The 23,401-nt window shown below is 70.2% G+C and carries 19 protein-coding genes; 17 read left to right on the top strand and 2 right to left on the bottom strand.

What is annotated here, in order from left to right; genetic code table 11:
* The first annotated feature begins 107 nt into the window (after positions 1–107).
* From CLT71_RS08225 to CLT71_RS08200, 6 genes are all read left to right on the top strand, one after another.
* Complete coding sequence (locus tag CLT71_RS08225) at positions 108–1,298, top strand: ABC transporter substrate-binding protein (protein WP_486483139.1); 1,191 nt, start codon at positions 108–110, stop codon at positions 1,296–1,298.
* Positions 1,295–2,068 carry an ABC transporter ATP-binding protein gene (locus CLT71_RS08220; RefSeq protein ID WP_486483138.1) on the top strand — a complete coding sequence of 258 codons (774 nt, stop codon included), beginning with the start codon at positions 1,295–1,297 and terminating at the stop codon, positions 2,066–2,068. Before CLT71_RS08225 ends, CLT71_RS08220 begins: the two co-directional genes overlap by 4 nt.
* Positions 2,065–2,721: an ABC transporter ATP-binding protein gene (locus CLT71_RS08215; RefSeq protein ID WP_101366587.1), complete on the top strand. Its 657-nt coding sequence runs from the start codon at positions 2,065–2,067 to the stop codon at positions 2,719–2,721. The genes CLT71_RS08220 and CLT71_RS08215 overlap by 4 nt, the downstream gene beginning before the upstream one ends.
* Positions 2,718–3,578 (top strand): branched-chain amino acid ABC transporter permease, encoded by an 861-nt coding sequence (locus CLT71_RS08210; protein WP_101366586.1) that lies wholly within the window; start codon positions 2,718–2,720, stop codon positions 3,576–3,578. Before CLT71_RS08215 ends, CLT71_RS08210 begins: the two co-directional genes overlap by 4 nt.
* Complete coding sequence (locus tag CLT71_RS08205) at positions 3,578–4,558, top strand: branched-chain amino acid ABC transporter permease (RefSeq protein WP_101366585.1); 981 nt, start codon at positions 3,578–3,580, stop codon at positions 4,556–4,558. The genes CLT71_RS08210 and CLT71_RS08205 overlap by 1 nt, the downstream gene beginning before the upstream one ends.
* Before the next feature lie 374 nt (positions 4,559–4,932).
* Positions 4,933–6,312, top strand: coding sequence for an RICIN domain-containing protein (locus CLT71_RS08200; protein ID WP_101366584.1), 1,380 nt, complete (start codon positions 4,933–4,935; stop codon positions 6,310–6,312).
* Between the two features lie 164 nt (positions 6,313–6,476).
* Here the strand turns inward: CLT71_RS08200 and CLT71_RS08195 are convergent, their stop codons facing one another.
* On the bottom strand, positions 6,477–7,223 hold the full coding sequence (locus tag CLT71_RS08195) for a FadR/GntR family transcriptional regulator (protein WP_486483137.1): 747 nt from the start codon (positions 7,221–7,223) through the stop codon (positions 6,477–6,479).
* 181 nt (positions 7,224–7,404) lie between these two features.
* On the opposite strand from CLT71_RS08195, the gene CLT71_RS08190 reads away from it, so the two are divergent.
* From CLT71_RS08190 to CLT71_RS08165, 6 genes are all read left to right on the top strand, one after another.
* Positions 7,405–8,670: an extracellular solute-binding protein gene (locus tag CLT71_RS08190; protein ID WP_101366582.1), complete on the top strand. Its 1,266-nt coding sequence runs from the start codon at positions 7,405–7,407 to the stop codon at positions 8,668–8,670.
* 4 nt (positions 8,671–8,674) lie between these two features.
* Positions 8,675–9,625 carry a carbohydrate ABC transporter permease gene (locus CLT71_RS08185; protein ID WP_101366581.1) on the top strand — a complete coding sequence of 317 codons (951 nt, stop codon included), beginning with the start codon at positions 8,675–8,677 and terminating at the stop codon, positions 9,623–9,625.
* Positions 9,625–10,452 (top strand): carbohydrate ABC transporter permease, encoded by an 828-nt coding sequence (locus CLT71_RS08180; protein WP_101366580.1) that lies wholly within the window; start codon positions 9,625–9,627, stop codon positions 10,450–10,452. The genes CLT71_RS08185 and CLT71_RS08180 overlap by 1 nt, the downstream gene beginning before the upstream one ends.
* A gap of 1 nt (position 10,453) precedes the next feature.
* Entirely contained in the window at positions 10,454–11,671 is a 1,218-nt protein-coding gene (locus CLT71_RS08175; protein WP_101366579.1) for a mandelate racemase/muconate lactonizing enzyme family protein, read from the top strand.
* A gap of 96 nt (positions 11,672–11,767) precedes the next feature.
* Positions 11,768–12,796, top strand: a complete 1,029-nt coding sequence (locus CLT71_RS08170) for an alcohol dehydrogenase catalytic domain-containing protein (RefSeq protein WP_101366578.1) — start codon at positions 11,768–11,770, stop codon at positions 12,794–12,796.
* Positions 12,793–13,554 (top strand): SDR family oxidoreductase, encoded by a 762-nt coding sequence (locus CLT71_RS08165; RefSeq protein WP_101366577.1) that lies wholly within the window; start codon positions 12,793–12,795, stop codon positions 13,552–13,554. The genes CLT71_RS08170 and CLT71_RS08165 overlap by 4 nt, the downstream gene beginning before the upstream one ends.
* 168 nt (positions 13,555–13,722) lie before the next feature.
* On the opposite strand, the gene CLT71_RS08160 is transcribed toward CLT71_RS08165, so the two are convergent.
* On the bottom strand, positions 13,723–17,268 hold the full coding sequence (locus CLT71_RS08160; protein WP_101366576.1) for a ThuA domain-containing protein: 3,546 nt from the start codon (positions 17,266–17,268) through the stop codon (positions 13,723–13,725).
* Positions 17,269–17,790: 522 nt separating this feature from the next.
* On the opposite strand from CLT71_RS08160, the gene CLT71_RS08155 reads away from it, so the two are divergent.
* From CLT71_RS08155 to CLT71_RS08135, 5 genes are read left to right on the top strand one after another with little or no spacing between them, the layout of a single operon-like run.
* Positions 17,791–19,302, top strand: coding sequence for a sugar ABC transporter ATP-binding protein (locus CLT71_RS08155; protein ID WP_101366575.1), 1,512 nt, complete (start codon positions 17,791–17,793; stop codon positions 19,300–19,302).
* Between the two features lie 55 nt (positions 19,303–19,357).
* Positions 19,358–20,332, top strand: a complete 975-nt coding sequence (locus tag CLT71_RS08150; protein ID WP_101366574.1) for an ABC transporter permease — start codon at positions 19,358–19,360, stop codon at positions 20,330–20,332.
* A 2-nt stretch (positions 20,333–20,334) separates the two neighbouring features.
* Positions 20,335–21,312, top strand: coding sequence for an ABC transporter permease (locus CLT71_RS08145; protein WP_101366573.1), 978 nt, complete (start codon positions 20,335–20,337; stop codon positions 21,310–21,312).
* A gap of 12 nt (positions 21,313–21,324) precedes the next feature.
* Entirely contained in the window at positions 21,325–22,509 is a 1,185-nt protein-coding gene (locus tag CLT71_RS08140; RefSeq protein WP_486483136.1) for a type 1 periplasmic-binding domain-containing protein, read from the top strand.
* A gap of 7 nt (positions 22,510–22,516) precedes the next feature.
* Complete coding sequence (locus CLT71_RS08135; protein WP_101366572.1) at positions 22,517–23,368, top strand: sugar phosphate isomerase/epimerase family protein; 852 nt, start codon at positions 22,517–22,519, stop codon at positions 23,366–23,368.
* The last annotated feature ends 33 nt before the right edge of the window (positions 23,369–23,401 follow it).

The following is a 23,401-nucleotide window of genomic DNA, read 5'->3' as shown; positions in this document are numbered from 1 at the left end:
CCGCATCGAGCGCCGGGCATGAATAACGTTAGGCATGAATGTTGACCGGCGTGCGATAGATGTCTAGCGTCTCCGTGACAGGCTTTCCCTCGTGGTGGGAGGCAACCGTGCGACGTACCGCCGTATTCGCCGTCGCGCTCGTCGTGGCGGTCGCCACGGCCGGCTGCGGCGACGACCCGTCCGCAGGTGACGGCGACGGCCCGATCCGGGTCGGCCAGATCGTCTCCCTGACCGGCAACTACGCACCCCTCGGCACCGAGAACGAGAAATCCGTGGCGCTCGCGGTCGAGCAGATCAACGCGGCCGGGGGAGTGCTCGGCCGCACCGTGGAGCTCATAGTCCGCGACGACAAGAGCCAGCCCGACCAGTCGGTGCTGGCCTTCAACGACCTCCGTGGCCGGGACGTCGCGGCCGTGATCGGCTCGCCCTTCTCCAACTCCGCTCTGGCCACCATCCCGCTGGTCGACCGGGAGAAGATCCCGTACATCTCGCTCACCCCGGCCGACGAGCAGGTCGACCCGGTGCATCCGTACGTCTTCGTCGTGCCGGCCACCTCGGCGACCTATGCGGACCGGATCCTGCAGTACCTCAAGGCACAGAACATCACCCGGATCGCCGTGGCGTACGACGGCCGCAGCTCCTACGCCAAGGCCGGCTTCGACGGCACCCGGGAGAAGGCGCCCGGCCACGGCGTCACTCTCACCGCCACCCCGGAATTCCAGACCACCACCACCGAGTTCTCGGCCGTCTTCAACCAGGTGCGCTCCTCGGGGGCACAGGCACTCGTGGTCTGGGCGACGGGCGCTCCGGGCGTGGCGCTGGCCAAGCAGTACGCCACCGCCGGACTCGACGTGCCGGTGGTCTTCACCGGTGCCCAGGCCAGCAAGCTCTGGCTGGACCCGGTCGGTCCGGCAGCCGAGGGTGCGGTGGTGGCCAGCTCGATCGGCGTGGTCGGCGACACCCTTCCCGACGGCGCACAGAAGCAGGCGATCAACGAACTGGCCGGCGCGTTCCGGGACAAGTACGGGTACCCGCCACCCCAGTTCGCCCAGGACGGCTACAGCGGGGTACGGCTGCTCGTCGCCGCCATCGAGAAGGCCGGCGGTACCGACCGGGAGAAGATCCGGGACGCGCTGGAGGGGCTGACGGTGACCACTCCGAACGGCACCTACACCTACAGCGCCACCGACCACGCCGGCCTCAAGGCCGACTACATCTCGGTCAACACGGTGCAGGGCGGCGCGTTCGTCCCCACCGACTGGGCGCGGGAGCAACTCGCCTCGGTGGCGGGCAGGTGACCGAGCCGCTGTTGCGGGTCGCCGGTGTCTCGCACGCCTTCGGCGGCGTGTACGCGGTGCGAGAGGTCGACATCGACGTCGGGTACGGGGAGTTGCGTGCCGTCATCGGGCCGAACGGTGCCGGCAAGTCCACGCTGTTCAATCTGATCGGCGGCCAGTTGGCGGTGCGTACGGGCACGGTCGAGCTGGCCGGCACCCGGCTGGACCGGCTGCCGGCGCACCGCCGGGCTCGGCTCGGCATCGGGGTGGTCTTCCAGGGCGCCCGGATCTTTCGGGGAATGACGGCGCTGGAGAACGCGATGGTCGGCGCGCACGCCGTCACACGAGTGGGTTTCGCCGGAGCGGTGTTCCGGCTCCCCGGGCACCGCCGGGAGGAGCGGGAGATCCGGCACAGCGCCCGGGAGGCGTTGACCCGGGTCGGCCTCGACGACTGGGCCGACCGGCCGGCGGAGTCGCTGCCGCTGGGGCAGCAGCGGGCACTCCAGGTGGCCCGCGCGCTCTGCGGCCGCCCTCGCCTGCTGCTGCTCGACGAGCCGGCGGCCGGTCTGCGGGCGGCCGAGCGGGACGCACTGGCCGGGCTCTTCGAGGAGCTGAAGGCGGACGGTCTGTCCATGGTGGTCATCGAGCACGACGTCGCCTTCGTGACCCGGCTGGCGGACCGGGTGACCGTACTCGACCTCGGTCGGGTGATCGCCGAGGGCACTCCCGCCGAGATCCGGGCCGATCCGGCGGTCGTCGCCGCGTACCTCGGGACGGTGGCGTCCGCGTGATCGACGTTGTCGACCTCACCGTCCGGTACGGCGTCGCGGTCGCGCTGCACGAGGTCAACCTCACCGTGGCGGCCGGGGAGATGGTGGCGCTGATCGGCCCCAACGGCGCGGGGAAGTCCACACTTGTCGACACACTCTCCGGAATCCGCCGACCCGCCGGCGGTACGGTGACGATCTCCGGCCGGCTGGCCCACGTACCCGAGGGGCGTCAGGTCTTTCCCGACCTCACCGTCGACGACAACCTCCGGCTCGGCGGCTGGCGCATCCGCAACCGCGACACCGGCCCGATCTACCAGATCCTGCCCGGCCTGGCCCCGCTGCGCCGCCGCCGCGCCGGTCAGCTCTCCGGCGGGGAACAGCAGATGGTGGCCGTCGGCCGGGCGCTGATGGCCCGGCCGGACGTGCTGGCGGTTGACGAGCTCTCGCTCGGCCTCGCCCCGCTCGTCGTCGCCGATCTGGTGCGGCACCTGCGCCAACTGAACGCCGAACACGGTCTCGCCGTGCTGCTCATCGAGCAGAACGCCCGGCTCGCCCTCGACCTGTGCGGCCGGGGGTACGTCCTGGAGGCGGGGCGGGTCGTCGCCGCCGGTACCGCGGCGGAACTGGCCGCCAGCCCACGGGTGGCCGACGCCTATCTGGGAGTGGCCGGGTGACGGAGTTCCTCCAGTACCTGATCACCGGTGTCGGCGGGGGCTGCGCGTTCGCGCTCGTCGGCAGCGGTCTCGTGGTCGTGCACCGGGTCACCCGGGTGGTGAACTTCGCCCAGGGCTCGTTCGCGGTGATCGCCGCGATGACCGCGTCGACACTGCTGGCCAGCGGGCTTCCGCACGGCCTGGCCGAGGGGTCCGCCGTGGCGGTAGGTGCCGGTGCCGGGCTGCTGGTCGGGCTGGTAGCGATCGGCCGGCCGGGTACGCCGCCCGGTGCGTCACTGATCATCACGCTCGGGCTGGCCGTCTTCGCGTACGCGGTCGAGGTGTTGATCTGGGGTGACCAGCCCCGGTCGTTCGCCGGGGTTCCCGGTGCGGTCGACCTCGCCGGCGTCCGCTTCCAGGCACACTACCTGCTCATCATCGGTGTGACGGCGGTCGTCTTCGCCGGCACGGCCGCGCTCTTCGCGCGCACCGACATCGGCCGGGCGCTCTCGGCCTGTGCCTCCAACCCCTACGCGGCCAGGGTCGTCGGCATCGACGTCCGCCGGATGGGGTTGCTGGCCTTCGGTATCGGCGGTGCGCTCGGCGGGCTCGCCGGGGTGCTCGTCACGCCGATCCAGCTCGTCACCTTCGACTACGACGTCACGTTGATCATCGGTGGTTTCGCCGCCGCCGTCTTCGGTGGACTGATGCGACCGTTGCACGCCCTCGTCGGCGGACTGCTGCTGGGCGTGGCGCAGTCCTTCGCCGCCGGTTACGGCAACGCCGCGTACCAGATGGAGGTGGCGCTGGTGCTGCTGCTCGCGGTGATGCTGAGGCAGGCCGTGCGGACGCCGGTGGCCGAGCGGGAGCCGGCCTGATGGCGCGGCGGCTGCCGGCCGTGGCGCCGGTCGTGGCGGTGGCGGTGGGCACGCTCGCCCTGCCGCCGCTGCTCTCCGGCAGCCACCTGACCGTCTACATCCTGCTCGGCCTTGCCGTGATGGTCACCGTCGGGCTGTCGTTGCTGATGGGGTACGCCGGCCAGATCTCGCTGGGGCAGGCGTCCTTCTACGCGATCGGCGGCTACACCGCCGGCCTGCTCAGCGTGCACAGCCTGCCACCGGTGCTCGGCCTGCTCGCCGCGCCACTGGTCTCCGCCGCCTTCGCGGTCGTCGTGGGGGTACCGCTGCTGCGGCTGCGCGGTCACCACCTCGCCTTCGCCACCCTCGCCATGCAACTGATCCTGTTGTCGCTGGTCGCCCGGGCGGACTGGGCGGGCGGGGCCATCGGACTACAGGGCATCCCACGGCTGTCGGTCGGCGGTTACGAGTTCGCCGACGACATCTCCTACGCCTATCTGGTCTGGGGCGCCGTCGTGTTCACCCTGCTGGTGGCCCGCAACATCGTCGCCTCCCGGCCCGGCCGTGGCCTGCACGCCCTGGCCAGCAGCGAGACCGCCGCAGCGGCCTGTGGCGTGCCGGTGGGGCGCTACCGGCTCACCGTCTTCGCGCTCTCCGCCGCGTTCGCCGGCCTGGCCGGCGGCATCTACGCCTTCTATCTCGGCTATCTCGCGCCGGGCTCGTTCCCGGTGCTGCTCTCCATCGAGTACGTGGTGATGGCCGTTGTCGGCGGGCTCGGCACGCTCTGGGGCGCCCTCGTCGGCGCCACCGCGATCATCCTGCTCGTCCAGGTGCTCAACACGCTCGGCACCCAGCCCGGCATGCCCGGCTACGCGCCGAGCGTGCTCTCCTACGCCGTCTACGCGATCCTGCTCGTGCTGGTGGTGATGTTCCTGCCGCACGGCATCGTGCCGGCGGTACGCGACCGGCTGGCCCGCAGGGTGCCGAACGGCACCGGGTAACCGACCGCGCGACGTGCCCGGGGCGGCTGCCGTCCCGACGCTGCCCCCGGTCGTTCCCGGCCGGTTCGTCGGTGCCGGCGCAAAGGGATGGGGATCGACAACAATCGTTTGACGTATGACGATGTGAGCGCTAACTTGAATCTCGCGGGAAGGCTGCCGGGCGGCCAGGGCTGCCGGGAGCCCTGGCCCAGCAGCGCGATTCGCGCCGGTCCGCCACGATCGCCGGCCGCTGGCACGCCGGCCATCCTGGCGGCGGTTACCCCGTCGATCCCCCCGGACCATCAATCGTGCCGACACCACCACCCGACAGCGGCACATCCCCCGGGCGCCCGCGTGCGTTCTGCTCGCGTGCGCCCCGAGCGAAGGAGCGGAACATGAAGGCCACAACGGCTCGTCCCGGCTCTGCACACAGACATCGCTGGCGGTCAGGGCTGGCCGTCGCCGCGGCGGCAATCGTCGCGGCCGGCACGCTCGTGGCGGTGAACGCCGCGCCCGCGTCGGCGGCGACAGTGGACACCAACGCCTGGTACGTCCTGGTGAACCGGAACAGCGGCAGAGCACTGGACCTGTACGCCTCGGCCACCAACGACGGTGCGCGGATCACCCAGTGGAGCCGGAACAACGGCACCAACCAGCAGTGGCAGTTCGTGGACTCGGGTGGGGGCTACTACCGGCTGAAGTCCCGACACTCGGGCAAGGTGCTCGACGTAAACAACTGGTCGACCGCAGACGGTGCCGCGATCGTGCAGTGGTCCGACCTCAACGCGGCAAACCAGCAGTTCCGGCTGGCCGACTCCGACGGGGGGTACGTGCGGTTGATCAGCCGGCACAGCGGCAAGGTGGCCGAGGTGCAGGGCGCATCCACGGCGGATGGCGGAAACGTCGTGCAGTACGCCGACTGGAACGGCGCGAACCAGCAGTGGCAGCTCGCCCGGGTCGACGGCGGCAACCCGCCGCCGGATGGTACCGGCTGTGGCAGGGCCCCGACGATGTCGAGCGGCACCTACACGATCCAGAGCAACGGCAAGAGCCGCTCCTTCATCCTGCGGGTGCCGGCCAACTACAACAACGCCAACCCGTACCGGCTGATCTTCGCTTTCCACTGGCGGGGCGGCACCATGCAGGAGATCTCCTCGGGCGGCACCAGCGGCACGGCCTGGTCCTACTACGGCCAGCAGGAGCAGTCGAACAACAGCGCGATCCTGGTCGCGCCGCAAGGGCTGGGCAACGGCTGGGGCAATGCCGGCGGCGAGGACGTGACCTTCGTCGACGACATGATCCAGCGGATCGAGAGTGCCCTCTGCGTCAACCCGAGGCAGCGCTTCGCCCTGGGCTTCAGCTGGGGCGGCGGCATGAGCTACGCGCTCGCCTGCGCGCGGGCGAATATGTTCCGGGCGGTCGCGGTCATCGCCGGAGCACAGATCAGCGGGTGCAGCGGCGGTACCCAGCCGATCGCGTACTTCGGGCTGCACGGCATCTCGGACAACGTCCTCAACATCTCGCAGGGCCGGTCGCTGCGGGACACCTTCGTCCGGAACAACGGTTGCACCGCCCAGAGCCCACCGGAGCCGGCGGCGGGCAGCCGGGCGCACATCACCACCACCTACTCGGGCTGCCGGTCCGGGTATCCGGTGCAGTGGGCCGCGTTCGACAACGGTCACATGCCCGGGCCGGTGGACGGGACCTACGCCGAGAGCGGCATCACCACCTGGACCAAGGGTGAGATCTGGCGGTTCTTCGCGCAGTTCTCCTGACCGAGTGCAGTCTCCGGATCGAGCGCAGTTCTCCTGAGGCGAGCTGGCTTCTCCTGACGGAAGCGCAGTTGCCCTCCGCGAGCTGCGGCGGCCCGCCGGGCGGGCTCGCGAGGCGCAGGGTGCCGGCACCCCGTTGTGCGCCGCGAGCCCGCCCGGGCGGGATGTCACCGCTGGAGACGACTGGGGCTGCTCGTTCCGCCGCGCCGGACGAGCCAGGCCTCGGTGATGTGCGTGAACATCGCCTCGGCGGCGCCGTCCGGATCCTGCGCGGCGATGCGTTCGTAGATGCGCCGGTGACCCTGGTTGGACGCGACACAGAGCGCACGCTCGGTCCGGCCCATGTACCTGGCGGTGTTGACGACCTGACTCTCCAACGCGCGTACGACGCCGCGGGCGATGCGGTTGCCGGAGGCCTGCATGATCGTGTCGTGGAAGGCGCGGTCGTGCTCGTGATAGGTGATGGTGTCGTCGACGACCTCGTCCATCCGCTGCACAAGTGCGCGTAACTGCTCGACGGTCTCCTGGTCGGCCAGCCGGGCGGCGACGTTCGCCATGTCCGACTCCAGCACCCGGCGGGTGACGACGAGGTCGTCGAGAATGGCCAGGCTGTCGTCCTCGGCGATGGTGGCCCCGAGTACGAGTTCGTCGAGCATGTCCCACGACGACGGCGGGGTGACCATGGTGCCGGCGCCCTGGCGGACCTGCACCAGTCCCTTCTCCTGAAGGATCTTGACCGCCTCCCGGACGACGGTCCGGCTGACCGAGAAGGTCTCGCAGAGCACCGGCTCGGGGGGCAGTGACGTCCCCGACGGGTGCGCGCCACGCACGATCCGCTCCACCAGCTCGGCGGTGACGGCGTGCGCGAGGTTGGTCGGTCGACGTGTCCAGGCCGGGGGCGTCGAAGCATTCACGGCGGTTTCCTGCGATGGCGTCATGTCCCCCTCCGGGTGGGCTGACCGCGCGATGGCCGCTGCCCGTGCGCCAGTGTACGGGTGACCGTTGACGGCAGACATCATACGAGTTACGTTTCCGATCAATATTGACGCCTGGACGGTCGGCGCGCCGACCACCCACGTTCAAAGGGTGACAACGATGAAACAACGAGCAATGTGGTCGGCCGTCCTCGTTGTGGGACTGGCGTTGGCCGGCTGTGGAAGTGCCACCGGAACGGACTCGTCGCCCGGCGGGTCGGAGGGCCGGCTGGTGGTGTGGGACTGGAAGTCCGGCGAGCCCTCCGCCAAAGCCTATGTCGAGAAGGCGAAGGCGGAGTTCGCGAAGAAGCACCCGGGCGTGACCGTCGAGTTCGTCGCCCAGCCCTTCGACCAGTACTACACGCTGCTCGGTGCGGCGATCCAGTCCGGCAAGGGCCCGGACGTCATCCTGTTCAACGGGGGCGGCCAGATTCGTGACCGGGTGGACGCCCTGGTGCCGCTGGACGAGTACGTGGCCGAGGACCGGCAGCGGCTGGCCGGCTGGGACGCGTTCACCAAGGACGGCAAGGTCTACGCCGGCCCGGTGACGCTACAGGGCCATCCCATCTACTACAACAAGGCGCTCTACCAGAAGGCCGGACTCGATCCGGCGAACCCGGCCAGGACGTGGAGCGAGTTCGTCGCCGACTGCGCCGCCATCACCAAGGCCGGGGCCAAGTGCTTCGCGCTCGGCAACAAGGAGGGGGCCGGGATCCAGTTCTGGCTCTCCGGCCTGGGGTCGGGCATCCTCACCGCGCAGGAGTACGACGACTGGATCGCCGGCAAGCGCGACTGGAACTCGCCCAACGTCAAGCGGGTCTTCCAACTCTGGAAGGAGGCCGGCGACGCGGGCCTGAACAACGACGGGGCGAACTCGACCGCGATGTTCAACGACTCCTTCGCGCTCTTCCAGTCCGGCAAAGCCGCTCACGTCATCGGGCTGATGTCGGACGTCGGGCACTGGAAGGACTTCAACGAGTTCCTGACGGCCGACGGACTCGGCGTGATGGACGCACCGGTCGTCACCGCCGGCACCACCCCGAGCCTTCCGTACGACGGCGGTATCGGCTACGGGGTCGCCCGCTGGACGAAGGACCCGAAGGTCGCCGCCGACCTGGTACGGGCACTGACCTCGACCGACGCGCTGAAGGCCTTCTACGCCGAGGCCGGTGCGATCGCCGCCGACACCACAATCGACGTGTCGCAGGGCGGCCCGGCCGTCGCGACGCTCGTCTCGGAGATCAGCGGCGGCAAGCCGGCGCTGCACGTGGCGCTCTCCTCGAAGACGCTGGACCTGATGGGTCGGCTCTCCCAGCAGTTGCTCGGCGGCTCGATCACCGTCGACGAGGCGGTGAAGCAGTTGGCCGCTTCCGACCAGGCGGGCTGAGCCGGTGCCGATCGGAAACGTACCGTCGGTCCGACCGGCCCGTGCCGGTCGGACCGACCCGGCGGCGGGGACCGCCACCCGCCGCGCCGGTGGCCTGCGGGGCGAACGCCTCGCTCCCTACGTACTGCTGGCTCCGGCTGTCCTGATCATCGTGCTGCTGCGGCTCTATCCGCTGCTTCTCGGGGTCAACTTCTCCTTCACCGGCGACGGCGTGCGGAACGGGGTGGCGGTCGGCCTCGACAACTACCTGGAACTGTTCCGCGATCCGCTGTTCCGCACCGCGTTGCGCAACGTGGGACTGCTGGTGCTGCTGCTGCCGGTGGCGGTGGCGGTGCCGGGGCTGCTCGCGACGTTCATCTACCTCCGGGTGCCAGGTCACCGGCTCTACCGCAGCGTCTACTTCTTTCCGGCGGTGCTCTCTCCGGTCATCGTCGGGGCGATCTTCAACCTGCTGCTCGCCTTCGACGGTCCGCTCAACACCGCCCTCGGGTCGGTGGGCGTCGGCTCGGTGGACTGGCTCGGGGACCCGGACGTCGCGATGTTCGTGGTGGTCGGCGTACACGTCTGGGCGACCTTCGGAATGGCCCTTGTGGTGTTCCTCGCCGGGTTCGCCACCCTGGACGCCGCGCTGCTGGACGCGGCCCGGGTGGACGGGGCGTCGCTGCCCCAGGTCATCTGGCACGTGATCATCCCAGCGCTGTCCCGCACCATCCAGTTCGTCTTCGTGACCACGATGATCGGGATGCTGACCTCCATGTTCGGCCTGCTCTACGTCATGACCAGCGGCGGTCCGGAGGGGTCGACCTACCTGCCGGAGTACTACATCTGGATCCAGCAGGGGCAGCTGAGCCGGCCCGCCCTCGCCTCGGCCGCGTCGACGGTGCTCTTCGTGATCATGCTTGTCATCGGGCTACTCCAGATCAAGCTGCTCAGTCGGGCGGGAAGGGAAGAGTGATGTCTCGGATCCGGCTGGGCCGGTGGCTGGTCGCCATCCCGATGGCGCTGCTCGCGATGGCGACGATCTATCCGCTGCTCTTCACCGCCAACGTCGCGATGAAGACCCGACGGGACTACATCCTCGACCGGTTCTCCCTGGCCGACGCCGTGCGTTGGGAGAACATCGCCACGGCGTGGACAAGCGTCGGGATGGGCCGCTATCTCGTCAACTCGCTGCTCGTGGTGACCTCGTCGGTGGTCCTGCTGCTGCTCTTCGGCTCGATGGCCGGGTTCGCCCTGAGCCAGTTGCGGTTCCGTGGTTCGACGGCGCTGTTCCTCGGCTGCCTCGCGGGACTCTTCGTGCCATTCCAGGTGATCATGGTGCCGCTCGCCCGGATCATGGCGGACAGCGGGCTTCTCGACACTTACCCCGGGCTGGTCCTCGTGTACGTGGCCCAGTTCCTGCCCTTCACCGTCTTCCTGATGACGAGCTACTACCGGACCATACCGCCGGAGATCATCGACGCGGCCCGGATCGACGGCAACAGCGTGTACGGCGTCTACCGCCGGATCATGTTGCCGCTGGGTACCCCGGCACTGCTCTCGGTCGGCATCCTCAACGCCCTGTTCTGCTGGAACGACGTCCTCATGGCGCTGGTGATGATGCCCTCGGCCGAACACCGGACCCTGATGGTCGGCGTGACCTCGTTGCGGGGGCAGTACTCCGACGACATTCCCACCTTCGCCTCCGGGGTCCTGATCGCCGCGCTTCCCGTCCTGGTGGTCTACCTGTTCTTCCAGCGCCAGATCGCCGACGGCGTCGCCGCCGGTTCCACGAAGGGCTGACATGCGGATCACCGGATATCGGACACTCGCCACGGTGCAGGAATGGGGGCGGCCGGTCGGTGACGCCAACGGCGTCTTCGCCGACGGGGTGGTGCCGGTGGAGATCGTTCTCGTCGAGACCGACGAGGGCATCTCGGGGGTCGGCCTCGGGCCGCACGTCGAGATCGAGCGGATCTTCGCGGCCATCCACGGCGAGGACCCACGCGCCGTGACGACCCTCTACGACCGCATGCTGCGGCACACCTTCAAGGCGGGGCACGCCGGCCCGGTGTTCGGCACCATCGGCGCGCTCGACACCGCCCTGTGGGACATCAAGGCACAGCTGGCCGGCGAGCCACTGTGGCGGTTGTTGGGTGGACGCGACCGGCGGGTTCCGGCCTACGCGTCCGGCCTGGACATCGGGCTGACCGACGACGAACTCGTCTCGACGTACGAGGGCTACGCCCGGTACGGCCTGCGCGCGGCCAAGCTCAAGGGCGGCCTCGACATCGCGCGCGACAGGCATCGCCTCTGCCTGGTCCGGGATGTGCTGGCCGAGGCCGGGCACGGGCTGCGGCCGGGCCTGATGCTCGACGTTAACGAGGCCTGGACCCGTAAGCAGGCCGTCCGGCACGTCTGCGAACTGGAACGCACCCTCGACCTCATCTGGATCGAGGAGCCGGTCCGGCGCTGGGACGCCGAGGGTCTCGCCGCGGTCGGTCGGGGAATCCGCGCCTCGGTCGCCACCGGGGAGAACCTCACCGGGCTGGAGCAGTACCGCCCACTGATCGCCGCCGGTGCGGTCGACATCGTGCAGACGGCCGCCGTCTGGGGGGTCACCCACTTCCTGCGGGCGTCCGCCCTGGCACACGCCCACGACCTGCCGGTCAGCCCGATCGGTAACAGCCCGGTCGGGCTGCTGCACGCCGCGACCTCGGTGCCGAACCACCTGACCAGCGAGTTGCAGGACCTGACACCACCGGTCGGCGTCTCCATCGACCTGCACGTCGAAGACGGTGCCTTCGTGCTCGGTGACTCGCCCGGCCTGGGCGTACGGGTCGACGAGGAGCGGATCCGGCAGATCACCCACCCGTCGGCGCAGACGTCCGACGGCCCCCACGTCCGGCCCGAGCGGGCCGGACGGCGACTGCTGGCGGGGATCGACGGCGTCGCTGCGGTACGCCGGTTCTCCGGCGCACCGCACTCCCACAACGACGTGTCGCCGACCGCACGTCACTGAAGACGTGTCGCCGACCGCACGCCACTGGACCAGCGACCGCCGGACGATTGTCGTGGACGGGCCGAGCGACGTAGCGAACACCGAGACGGAGGATCGATGAGGGCAGTCGTCTATCGAGGGGCGGGCAACCTCAGGGTCGAGGATCGTGACCCGGAGCCGCCGGGTCGTGGCCAGTTGGGCATCGCGGTGGCCTACACCGGGATCTGCGGCACCGACCTGCACATCTTCCACGGCGACATGGATGCCCGGGTCGGCACCTCGGCAGTTATCGGACACGAGATGTCCGGCCGGATCGCGGCAGTCGGGGCGGAGACCACCGGCTGGTCGGTCGGCCAGGCCGTCACGGTGATGCCGACCCGCTCCTGCGGCGAGTGCGCCGCGTGCCGGCGGGGCAACTCCCACATCTGCCACGCCATGGACTTCCTCGGCATCGACTCGCCGGGCGCCATGCAGTCGTTCTGGAACGTCCCGGCGAACCTGGTTCTGCCGCTGCCCGAGGAACTGCCGCTCGACCACGCGGCACTCGTCGAACCGGTCGCGGTCGCGGTGCACGACGTCCGGCGGGGGAGGGTGACCGCCGACGACCAGGTGGTCGTGATCGGCGGCGGGCCGGTCGGGGTACTCGTCGCCACCGTCGCGAGGCGCTGCGGCGGGCGGGTGCTTCTCGTCGAGCCGGACCCGTTCCGGCGTGCCGCCGCAGCCGGGATGGGGATCGAGGCCGTCGACCCGGGTACGACGGATGTCGTGGCGCTGGTGCACGACCGCACCGACGGCGCGGGCGCCGACATCGCCTTCGAGGTCTCCGGCTCGGCGGCCGGCGTCACCACCGCGGTCGACGTGCTGACCACCCGGGGCCGGCTGGTGATGGTGGCGATCCATCCCCGGCCCCGGGAGGTCAACCTGCACCGGTTCTTCTGGCGCGAGCTGGAGCTGTTCGGCGCCCGCCTCTACCAACAGGCCGACATGGCGGAGGCGATCCGGTTGGTCGCGTCCGGCGCGATTCCGGCGCGACAACTCATCTCCCGGATCGAACCCGTCGAGTCCGTGAACGCCGCGTTCACGGCCCTGGAGGCTGGCGGCGGTGTGCTGAAGGTGCTGCTCGACTGGCGGGAGGAAGCCCGGTGAGCACCCCGTTCGACCTGTCCGGCCGGACCGCGGTGGTGACCGGCGCCCGGCGCGGCATCGGCCTGGCCATGGCCGAGGCCCTGGCCCTGGCCGGCGCCGACGTCGTAGGCGTCTCGGCCAGCATGGAGGCGGCGGGCAGCGAGGTGGAACGCCGGGTACGGGCGGCCGGCCGGCGGTTCACCGCGCTGCGGGCCGATCTCGCCGACCGGGCGGCGGTACACCGGTTGGCCCGGGACCTCATCGCACTCGGGCCGATCGACATCCTGGTGAACAACGGCGGCACTATCGCGCGTACCCCGGCCGCCGAGCACCCGGACGAGATGTGGGACCACGTCATCGAGGTGAACCTGAGCAGCCAGTTCGTGCTGAGCCGGGAGATCGGCCGGACGATGGTCGAGCGCGGTCGCGGAAAGATCATCTTCACCGCGTCGCTACTGAGTTTCCAGGGCGGCATCACCGTACCGGGTTACGCCGCGTCGAAGTCGGGGGTGGCCGGGCTGACCAGGGCACTGGCGAACGAGTGGGCGCCCCGGGGGGTGAACGTCAACGCCATCGCACCCGGTTACATCGCCACCGACAACACCCGGGCCCTGCGCGACGACCCCGATCGTGACAGTGCCATTCTCGCGCGTATCCCGGCGGGTCGGTGGGGTCGTGCCGACGACCTCGGCGGAGCCACCGTGTTCCTGGCGTCGGCGGCCTCGGACTACGTCAACGGGATCGTGCTGCCCGTCGACGGGGGCTGGCTGGGCCGATGACGGGCGAGTAGCCGCCCCGGGACGTCCGGACTGGTCGAGATCGACCGGCTGCGGACGGCAGGCGGGGTGACCGGACCGACGTCGACGGTCCGGTCGGGACCGGCTCCTGTTCGCCAGGCCGGTCCCGACCGATCGCCCCTGGCTACCGCGGCACAGCCGCGACCGGCCTCACACCGCGTTGAGCCGCCACTGCTGGTTGGTGCTGTTCTGGCAGTTCCACTGCAACAGCCGGGCTCCGTCGCTGGTGGCAGCGCCGTTGACGTCCACGCAGAGCCCGCTCGGCACGCTCTTCAGCGTGTACGTTCCGGCGGACCCGGTCGGTGTGGCGGTGAACTTCTGCTGGTTGCCGTTGTTGCAGGTGGCCTGCTGGAGGAAGGCTCCCGGCGCGGTGGAGCCGCCGGTGACCTCGGCGCACTTGCCGCTGTGCACGGCCTTCAGGTAGACCGCACCGCCACCGGCGTCGACGGCCTGCCACTTCTGGTTGTTGCCGCCGGTGGCCGCCCACTGGTGGATCTGGGCGCCGTCGGCGGTGGAGACGCCACTGACGTCCATCAGCTTGCCGCTGTGTTGCGCGGTGAGCGTCCAGGACCGCCCCGCTATGCCGCCGGTGGCGGGGACCCCGACACCGTTGCCGCCGAAGGTGTGCGAGTCGAGGTCGAACCAGTTGTTCGCGCTGCCCTTGAACACCAGGTAGAGCGGGTGCGACCCGGCCAGGGCGGTGAGGTTCACCGGCGGGGTGGACTGGTAGTTGTCCCAGCCGCCCGTGCTCGGCACCGGGGTGGTGGCCAGCAGGGTGCCGGTCGGCGAATCGGCGCGCAACTCGATGGAGCCGCCGCCGGACGGCGACGAGAGTCGGTAACTGACGTTCGTGATGCCCGACAGGCTCATCGGGGTGAACGCCACCCAGTCGTTGTTGGAGATGTCCCCGACCCGCTTGCCGCTCTCCGCGCCGGCCTGGTCGACGATCCGGGTGCCGGACTGGCTGGTGTGGTACTCGGCCTGCTTGTGCTTGGGTTGCAGGATCGCCTGCCCGTGACCGGTGAGCGGGGCCGCACCGCCGGCTCCGCCGTTGTCGGTGTACTTCGCGTTGAGTACGTAGAACAGGTTGGCGCCGTCGGGGTGCCCGCCGAGCAGGTCGGTGGAGATGGTGCCCGAGCAGCCGGGGTACTCCGTGGTCTCGTGCGCGTGGTCGTCGTGGCCGAGGGCCGGGTTGAGGACCACGCGCGTGCAGTCGACCGGAGTGCCGTCAGGGTCGGAGACACTGATCTGGTACGGCACCCTGTCGCCGAAGTCGAGCATGCCGCCGTTGGCCGGGACGGTGATGGTGACCACCGGGGCGGTGTTTCCGACGGTGATCTGGACGTTCGCGAAGCCGGACTTTCCGGTGCTGTCGGTGACCTTCAGTTGGGCCGTGTAGTTGCCGTTGCCGGTGTAGACGTGCGACGGGTTGGCCGCGGTCGAGGTGGTGCCGTCGCCGAAGGTCCACTCGTGGCGCAGCGTGTCGCCCGGGTCGGGGTCGACGGTGCCAGCGCTGCTGAACTGGACGGTGAGTGGCGCGTTTCCGCTGGTGGGGGTGGCGGTTGCCTTGGCGATCGGCGATCGTCCACCCTGGATGTAGTCGATCCGGTAGAGCCCGGAGTCGCTGTTCCCGCCACCGAAGTTGGTGCCCCACTCCAGCAGGTAGAGCGAGCCGTCCCGGCCGAACTCCAGGTCCATCGGCTTGTTGAAGTTGCCGCCCGGCAGGAACGGGTTGGTCCGGGTGACCGTCGTGGCCGAGTCGAAGTGCACCTCCTTGATGTAATTGCGCGACCACTCGTAGAAGAAGTGCACGCCGTCGTAGTAGGGCGGGAACTTCGTCGCGGACGGATTCGCCGGGTCGTACCGGTAGACGGGGCCGCCCATCGGCGCGGAGCCGCCGGAGCCGAGTTCCGGGAAGGTCGGCGAGCTGCCGTAGCCGTACCAGATCTGGGGCGCGACGACGGGCCGGAGGCTGGTCAGCCCGGTGTTGTTGGGCGAGTTGTTGACCGGCGCGGCGCAGTTGAACTTGGCGCCGACGACGCCGGTGTCCGGGTTGTACGGGGCGTACGGCTGGTTGTTGCCGTGGCAGAACGGCCAGCCGTAGTTGCCGGCCGACTTGATCACGTTGAGTTCGACAAGCCCTTCCGGGCCGCGGTTGGTGGTCGGGGGGTTCCGGTCGGGCCCGTAGTCGGCCAGGTAGACCCAGCCGTTGGCCGGGTCGATCGAGAAGCGGAACGGGTTGCGGAAGCCCATCGCGTAGATCTCCGGTCGAGTCTGCGCCGTGCCCTGCGGGTAGAGGTTGCCCGTCGGGACGGTGTAGCCGCCGCTCGCCGAGGGCCGGATGCGGAGCAGCTTGCCACGCAGGTCGTTGGTGTTGCCGGCGCTCCGGGCGGCGTCGAGGTTGGCCTTGCCGGACCGCCAGTCCAGCGGGGCGTAGCCCTGCCAGTTCGGGTCGAGGTTCGGCGGCGTGTCGTCACCGGTGCCGATGTAGAGGTTGCCGTCCGGGCCGAACTCGATGTACCCGCCGGTGTGGCCGGGCTCGGGGAAGGTGCGGTCCCGGTAGGCGGGGATGTCGATGATCCGGGCCTCGCTTCCGAGGTTCAGTGTGTCGCCGGTGAGCGTGTAACGGGAGACCCGGTTGACGTCGGTCGTGCTGTTCGCCGGCGAGTGGTACAGGTACACGTGGCCGTTGCTGGCGAAGTTCGGGTCGAGCGCCAGCCCGGTGAGGCCGTCCTCGCCGCCGGTGTAGACGCTGAGCGTGCCGGCGGTGACGGTGGTGTTGGTGGACGGCTTGAAGATCTTCACCTGCCCACCCCGCTGGACGTAGAGCACCCGTCCGTCGGGCGCCACCGCCAGTGCCATCGGGTCGACGGTGTTGTCGTCGAGGGCGCGCTTCTCGAAGTTGCCCCAGACGGTGCCGCCGCAGTCGCCGGGCTCGTTGCCGGCGGCCCACTTGACGCCGCCGAGGACGTGGTTGCGGAAGTTGGTCTCGCTGTAGGACTCGGCGGCGTGTCCCATCGCGGTGGCCCAGAGCCGGCCGCCGCTGACGTTGCGGCACCAGGAGATCGGGTGGTCCGGTCCCATCGCCCGGGAGCCCGGGTTGTAGGTCCGCTCGTCGGCGGTGACCAGGACGTGGACGTCACCGCGCGGGTTCCGGTCGAAGTTGTACCACTCTTCGCTGCGGTTCCACCGGTCCGGAAGGCTGGCCGTGGAGGGATGCTTCTTGTCGGCGACGATGGCGGTGCCGGGCAGCACGCCGGGGGAGTGCTCCGGCATGTGGGCACCGGCGTTCACGGTTTGGTCCCACCACGGGTACTCGCCCTCGATGCCCATGTCCGTGGCGTTGTGGACGGCGACGATCCCCTTGCCGCTGGCGAGGTACCCCTCCACCGCCTGGCGCTGGGCCGCCGAGGTCCACACCATGCCCGAGGTCTGGAACATGATGAGGACGTCGAAGGTCGCGAGGTTGGCCGGGGTGAAGACGTTCGCGTCCTCGCTGTGTACCAGTTCGAAGTTGTTCGCCGCCGCCTGTTGCTGGAACATCGAGATCCCGGCGGGGATCGAGTCGTGCCGGTAGCCGGTGGTCTTGGTGAAGAGCAGGGCGCGGAAGGCGGGTGCCGCCGACGCCGGGGGAACGAGCGCGAGCGACAGTAACAGGCCGGCGAGCACTCCGATGAGCATTGTCTTGCGACGCATGCCGTCTCCTAGTTCGGGCGGGAACGGGATTGCGGCCACGGCCCGGCGACGCGCCAGGGTCGTTCCTGGACACGCGTGGGGGCACGGGTGTGCTGGTCGCGTCGTGCCGTCCGCCGCAACGGCAGTCAGCCCCGAGGGTCGTCACAGAGCGTGACGTGGGGTGGGTCCTCGTTCCGTGGTCTGCAGGGTGTCGGGATGCGCCCCTCGAATCCAGCGTTATCGATCAGGGTGGTGGCGTCTCGCGTCGTCCCGAGGTGGGGGCAGCCGTGTCCGGCCACTCGGTACGGCGCCGCTGCCGATCGAGTGGTGGGTCCCCGTAACCGCCTCAGGTCGAGGATTGCGGAGTCGCATCCAAACATCTATCTTCATACGTGTGATGTTTCGTTCGTGTCAAGCGAATGTTTGCCACGCAAGAACGTAAGCCCCGGCTCCCCGTCCGAAAGTTCGTCGCTGTGCGAACAGAACGTCGGGGTTGCGGTGAACTCGCCTTATTGGTCACTACTTTCTGTAAGGGCCCCTGTGATGTCAGATCCACCACCGGTGCCGCTGCTCGTCCTGCGTGGCATCGGCAAGTCGTTCCTCGGGGTACGCGTCCTCGACGGTGTCGACCTCGACGTCCGGCCGGGCGAGGTGCACGCCGTCGTCGGTGAGAACGGCGCCGGAAAGTCCACCCTGATGAAGATCGTGTCGGGCGGATACCTCCCGGACGGGGGCACCATCGAGTTCGCCGGTGCAGCACGCGCCTTCCGCGGTCCGCGCGACGCACAGCGTGCCGGCATCGGCATGATCCACCAGGAGTTCAACCTGCTGCCGGCGCGCACCGTCGCGGAGAACGTGTACCTGGGCCACGAGCCGCGACGCCGAGGGTTGGTCGACCGCCGGGAGATGCTGCGCCGCACCAGCCAACTGCTCGCCTCGATCGGGGAGACCGCGCTGCCGGCCGACGCCCAGGTGGGACGTCTCGGCGTCGCGCAGCAACAGGTCGTCGAGATCGCCAAGGCGCTCGCCCTCGACGCGCGGCTGCTCATCATGGACGAACCCACCGCGGCGCTGGCCGACCACGAGGTCGAGTTGCTGTACGGGCTGGTACGCCGGCTACAGGACCGGGGCATCGGCCTGCTCTACGTCTCGCACCGGCTCGCCGAGGTCTTCGACCTGTCCGGTCGGATCACGGTACTCAAGGACGGCCGCCAGGTGACCACCCTGCGCACCCCGGACACCACCGCCGACGAACTGGTCCGGCACATGGTCGGCCGGGAACTGTCCAGCTACTACCCGGACCGGGCCGGCCCCGAGGAGCGCGGTCCGGTCCGGCTCACCGTCCACGGTGGAGGGAACCGGAAGCTGCGCGGGGTGCACCTGGAACTGCGGGCGGGTGAGGTGCTCGGCGTCGGCGGCCTCCAGGGTGCCGGGCGGTCGGCGCTGGCCCGGGCGCTCTTCGGCGCGGACCCCTTCACCACCGGCGAGGTCACCCTCGACGGCACGCCGGTCCGGCTGCGCTCGCCGCGCGCCGCGATCCGGGCCGGCATCGCCTACGTCACCGAGGACCGCAAGGGCGAAGGCATCGTCGCCCGGCAGTCCGTGCTCGACAACGCGCTGCTCGCCAGCCGCGCAGTCGTTTCGGCCCGGTCCGGCCGCACCGCCCGGGCTGTGCGGGTCCGCGAGCTGCTCGCCGCTATGCAGGTGCGGGCCGCCGACGAGAACCAGGAGATCCGCTTCCTGTCCGGCGGCAACCAGCAGAAGGTCGTGCTGGCCCGGTGGCTCGCCATCGAGCCGCGCGTCCTGCTCTTCGACGAGCCGACCCGGGGCATCGACGTGGGGGCGAAGGCGGCCATCCACGATCTCGTCCGCCGCCTGGCCCGTGACGGTGCGGCGGTCCTGATGATTTCGTCCGACCTTCCGGAGCTGCTGGGGATGAGTGACCGGATCATCGTGATGCGGCACGGCCGCGTCGCGGGCGAGTTGCCCGGCGGCGCGACCGAGGAGGACGTCGTCGCACTGGCGCTCGGGACCGTACCGGAGGCGGTCGCGTGAGCGTGCGGAGTGAGCCGGGTCTGCGAGCCCCGGAGTCGCGAACAGAGGCGGCCCGGTGAGTGGCCTGCCGCTGCTGCCGGCCCGACGGCCCGTACCCGGCGTGTTCCTGGCCCTGACCATCGTCCTCGCGATCGGCTGGCTGGTCGTGACGATCGACGGCGGCCAACTGTTCAACCAGTCGACCACGGTGAGCCTGCTGCACGTCGCCGCCGGGCTCGGGCTCGTCGCCGTGGGTCAGACCCTGGTCATCCTCGGCGGCTCGCTGGACCTCTCCGTCGCGTACGTGGTCAGCCTCAGCACCCTGGTCGCGGCCGAGACGATGGACGGCCGCGACGGCGCGCTGCTGCCGGCGGTCGGCCTGGCGCTCGCCGTGAGCGCCGGCATCGGGCTGCTCAACGGGCTGCTCGTCACCAAACTGCGGATCAACGCGTTCATCGCGACCCTCGGCGTCGGGCTGCTGCTCAAGGGGTACCTCGACAACGGTTACGACGGCCCTGCCGGCCGTACCGCCCAGTCGCTTGTGCAGACCCTCGGGTACCAGCGCGTCGGTCCGGTACCGCTCTCCTTCCTGCTGCTGGTCGCCGTCACCGGAGCGGCCTGGGTCGTGCTCTCGCGGACCCGGTTCGGTCACCACCTGGTCGCGGTCGGCGGTGACCCGGAGGTCGCCCGGCTCTCCGGCGTACGCACCGACCGGGTCCTGGTGACCGCCCACGTGCTCTGCGCGCTCTGCGCCGGACTCGCCGGGATCTACCTCGCCAGCCGGCTCGGTGCGGGTGCGCCCCGGGTCGGCACCGAGGGCCTCTACGACCTGGAGTCGATCGCCGCGGTGGTGCTCGGCGGCACCGCCCTCGCCGGCGGTCGCGGCGGTGTCGTCGGCACGGTCGGCGGGGTGCTGCTGCTCGCCAGCATCGACGCCATCTTCAACCAACTAGAGGTGGACGCCTTCTTCAAGCAGGTGGTCCGGGGCGCCGTCATCATCATCGCGGTCGCCGTCTACGCCCACCGGGCCGTGCGGAAGGCGGACTCCTAGTCATGCAGACCGTCCAACGCCCCGCGCTGCGGATCCTGCGGCCCCGTGCCGGCGGCATCCTGCCGATCCTGGCGCTCCTCGTGGTGCTGCTGGTGCTCGTCGCGGCCCGGCAGCCCGACTTTCTGACCCCGCCGTCGCTGATGTCGTTTCTCGGCCGCTCGGCGCCGATCATCCTGCTCGCCGCCGGCCAGTACTTCGTGATCGTCTCCGGCGAGTTCGACCTCTCCGTCGGCTCCCTGGTCACCGCCCAGGTGGTCGTCGCCGCCCGGCTCATCGACAGCGAGCCGTCCCGAACCTGGCCGGTGGTACTCGTGCTGCTCGTCGGCGGTGCGCTCGTCGGGCTGGTCAACGGTCTGGTCACGACGCGGCTGCGGGTGCCCTCGTTCATCACCACCCTCGGCATGTTCCTGATCCTCGTCGGCGCGGTGTACTTCTGGTCCGACGGTGCGCCGAAGGGCGGGCTCTCCGAGGAGTTCCGCCAGTTCGGCCGGCGCGGGTTCGAGGACGTGCCGGTGCTCGGCCGTGTCCCGTACGCCCTGGTCGTGCTGCTGGTCCTCGCCGCGCTGGCCGTACTGCTGATGCGCTCCGACCACGGCCGCACACTCGTCGCCGTCGGCGACAATCCGCGTACGGCCGAGCTGACCGGGGTGCGGGTCTGGCGTACCCGGACCGGTGCCTTCGTGCTGAGCGGAGTCGCGGCGGCGGTCGCGGCGATCCTCCTCGGCGGCTACGGCGGCGTCTCGTTCCAGGCCGGCGCCGGCCTGGAGTTCGGGGCGATCACCGCGGTCGTCCTGGGCGGCGTCGCGCTGGGTGGCGGTCGCGGTTCGGTGCTCGGGGCGATGCTCGGCGCGTTGACCCTCGAACTGCTCTTCGCCCTCCTGAACTTCTACGGCGTCTCCGGCGCCCTACGACCGACCGTCCAGGGCGCGATCATCCTCTGCGCCGTGGCGGTCTCGGCCCTGCGTTTCTCGTCCAGATAAGGGGAATTGACAGTGCGACGTCATCTGGCGGCCCTGGCCGCGGTCACCCTGCTGTCGCTCGCCGGCTGTGCCACCGACGAGCCGGCCGCAACGCCGTCGGGCACCTCCACCGGCGCTGCGGGGGCGGGCACGGGGGAGCAGTCCAGGTTCTTCGTGCAGGCCGACTACGACAACGAACTATCACTGCTCGCCGCCGCGCCGACCGGGCCGGCCGACAAGCCGTGGGAGCAGGCGCTCAACCCGACGATGGTGCCGACGGCGAAGTTCAAGAAGCCCGGCCCGCACAAGATCTGCTTTTCCAACGCGGCACTGAACAACCCGTGGCGGCAGGTCGGGTTCAAGACCATGCAGGCCGAGGTCGAAGCCCAGCGGAGCCGGATCAGGGAGTTCGTGCACATCGACGCCGAGGGCAGGGACCAGAAGCAGATCGCGGACATCAACGACCTGCTCGGCCGGGGCTGCGACGCGCTCATCGTCTCGCCGAACACCACCGCCACGCTCACCCCGGCCGTCGAGGCGGCCTGCCGGGCCGGCCTGCCGGTCGTCGTCTTCGACCGCGGCGTCGACACGGAGTGCCCGGTGACGTTCATCAACCCCATCGGCGGGTACGGGTTCGGCCACGTCGGAGCCGAGTTCGTCAGCCAGCGGGTGAAACCCGGCGGCAAGGTGCTCGCGCTGCGGATCCTGCCCGGCGTCGACGTCCTGGAGACCCGGTGGTCCGCCGCGAAGGTCGTCTTCGACAAGGCGAAGATCGACGTCATCGGAGTCGAGTTCACCGACGGCGACCCGGCCAAGACCAAGAAGATCGTGAACGACTACCTCCAGCGGCACGGCACCATCGACGGCGTCTGGATGGACGCCGGTGCGGTCGCGGTGGCGGCGGTGGAGGCCTTCCAGGACGCGGGCAAGCCGGTGCCGCCGATCAACGGCGAGGACCAGCTCGACTTCCTGAAGATCTGGAAGGACCGGAACCTCACCGCGATCGCGCCGACCTACCCGACCTACCAGTGGCGTACGCCGATCATCGCCGCACTGCGGATCCTCGACGGGCAGCAGGTCGCCAACCCGTGGAAACTGCCTCAGCCGACGATCACCCGGGAGAACCTGGACAGCTATCTCGACCCGGCGATGCCACCACTGCACTACGCGATGTGCGGCTGCACCGACCTGCCCGGATACCCGCAGCGCTGGAAGTAGGTTCGGTTTGTACGCCATCGGCGTCAATCCCTGGGTGTGGACCTCGCCGGTCGACGACGCGGCCCTGGCCGAGCTGGTGCCACGGATCGCCGCGTTCGGCTTCGACGCGGTCGAGCTGCCGATCGAACAGCCCGGGGACTGGGATCCGGTCCGCACCCGGGACCTGCTGGCGACGCACGGTCTGGCCGCGGCCGGCGTCTGCGCGGTCACCCCACCCGGGCGTGACCTCGTGGACGCCGCCCCGGCGGTCGTCGAGGCGACCGTGGCGTACCTGAAGGAGTGTGTGCGCAGCGCGGCAGTGGTGGGCGCGCCGTGCGTGGGAGGTCCGGTCTACGCCGCCGTCGGCCGGACCTGGCGGATGACCCAGCCGGCCCGCGCGGCCTGTTACGCGGACTTCCGCCGGGCGCTGGCGCCGGTCGCCGACCATGCCGGCGAGCGGGGCGTGTCGATCGGGGTGGAGGCGCTCAACCGGTACGAGACGAGTGTCGTCAACACCGTCGAGCAGACGCTGGAGCTGCTCGACGGCCTGCCGTCGAATGTCGGCATCATGATCGACACGTACCACATGAACATCGAGGAAGCCGACCCGTACGCGGCGCTCGGCCTGGCCGGCCCGTACGTCAAGCATGTCCAGGTCAGCGGCACCAACCGGGGTGCTCCCGGTACCGACCATTTCGACTGGCCCCGCTTCTTCGCCGCACTGGCCGCCACCGGCTACCGGGGTGCGGTCTGTATCGAGTCGTTCACCGCCGAGAACGAGACCATCGCCACCGCCGCGTCGATCTGGCGTCCGCTCGCCCCGTCGCAGGATCGACTCGCCCGGGACGGCCTGGCTCATCTCCGGCGGATCCTTGGCTGACCGCGAACCCTCCCGCCTGCCGATGCAGGTGAG

The sequence above is a fragment of the Plantactinospora sp. CNZ320 genome (genome assembly GCF_002846275.1).
Note: the sequence above shows the minus strand (reverse complement) of the source record. Positions and strands in the feature narration are given on the sequence as shown.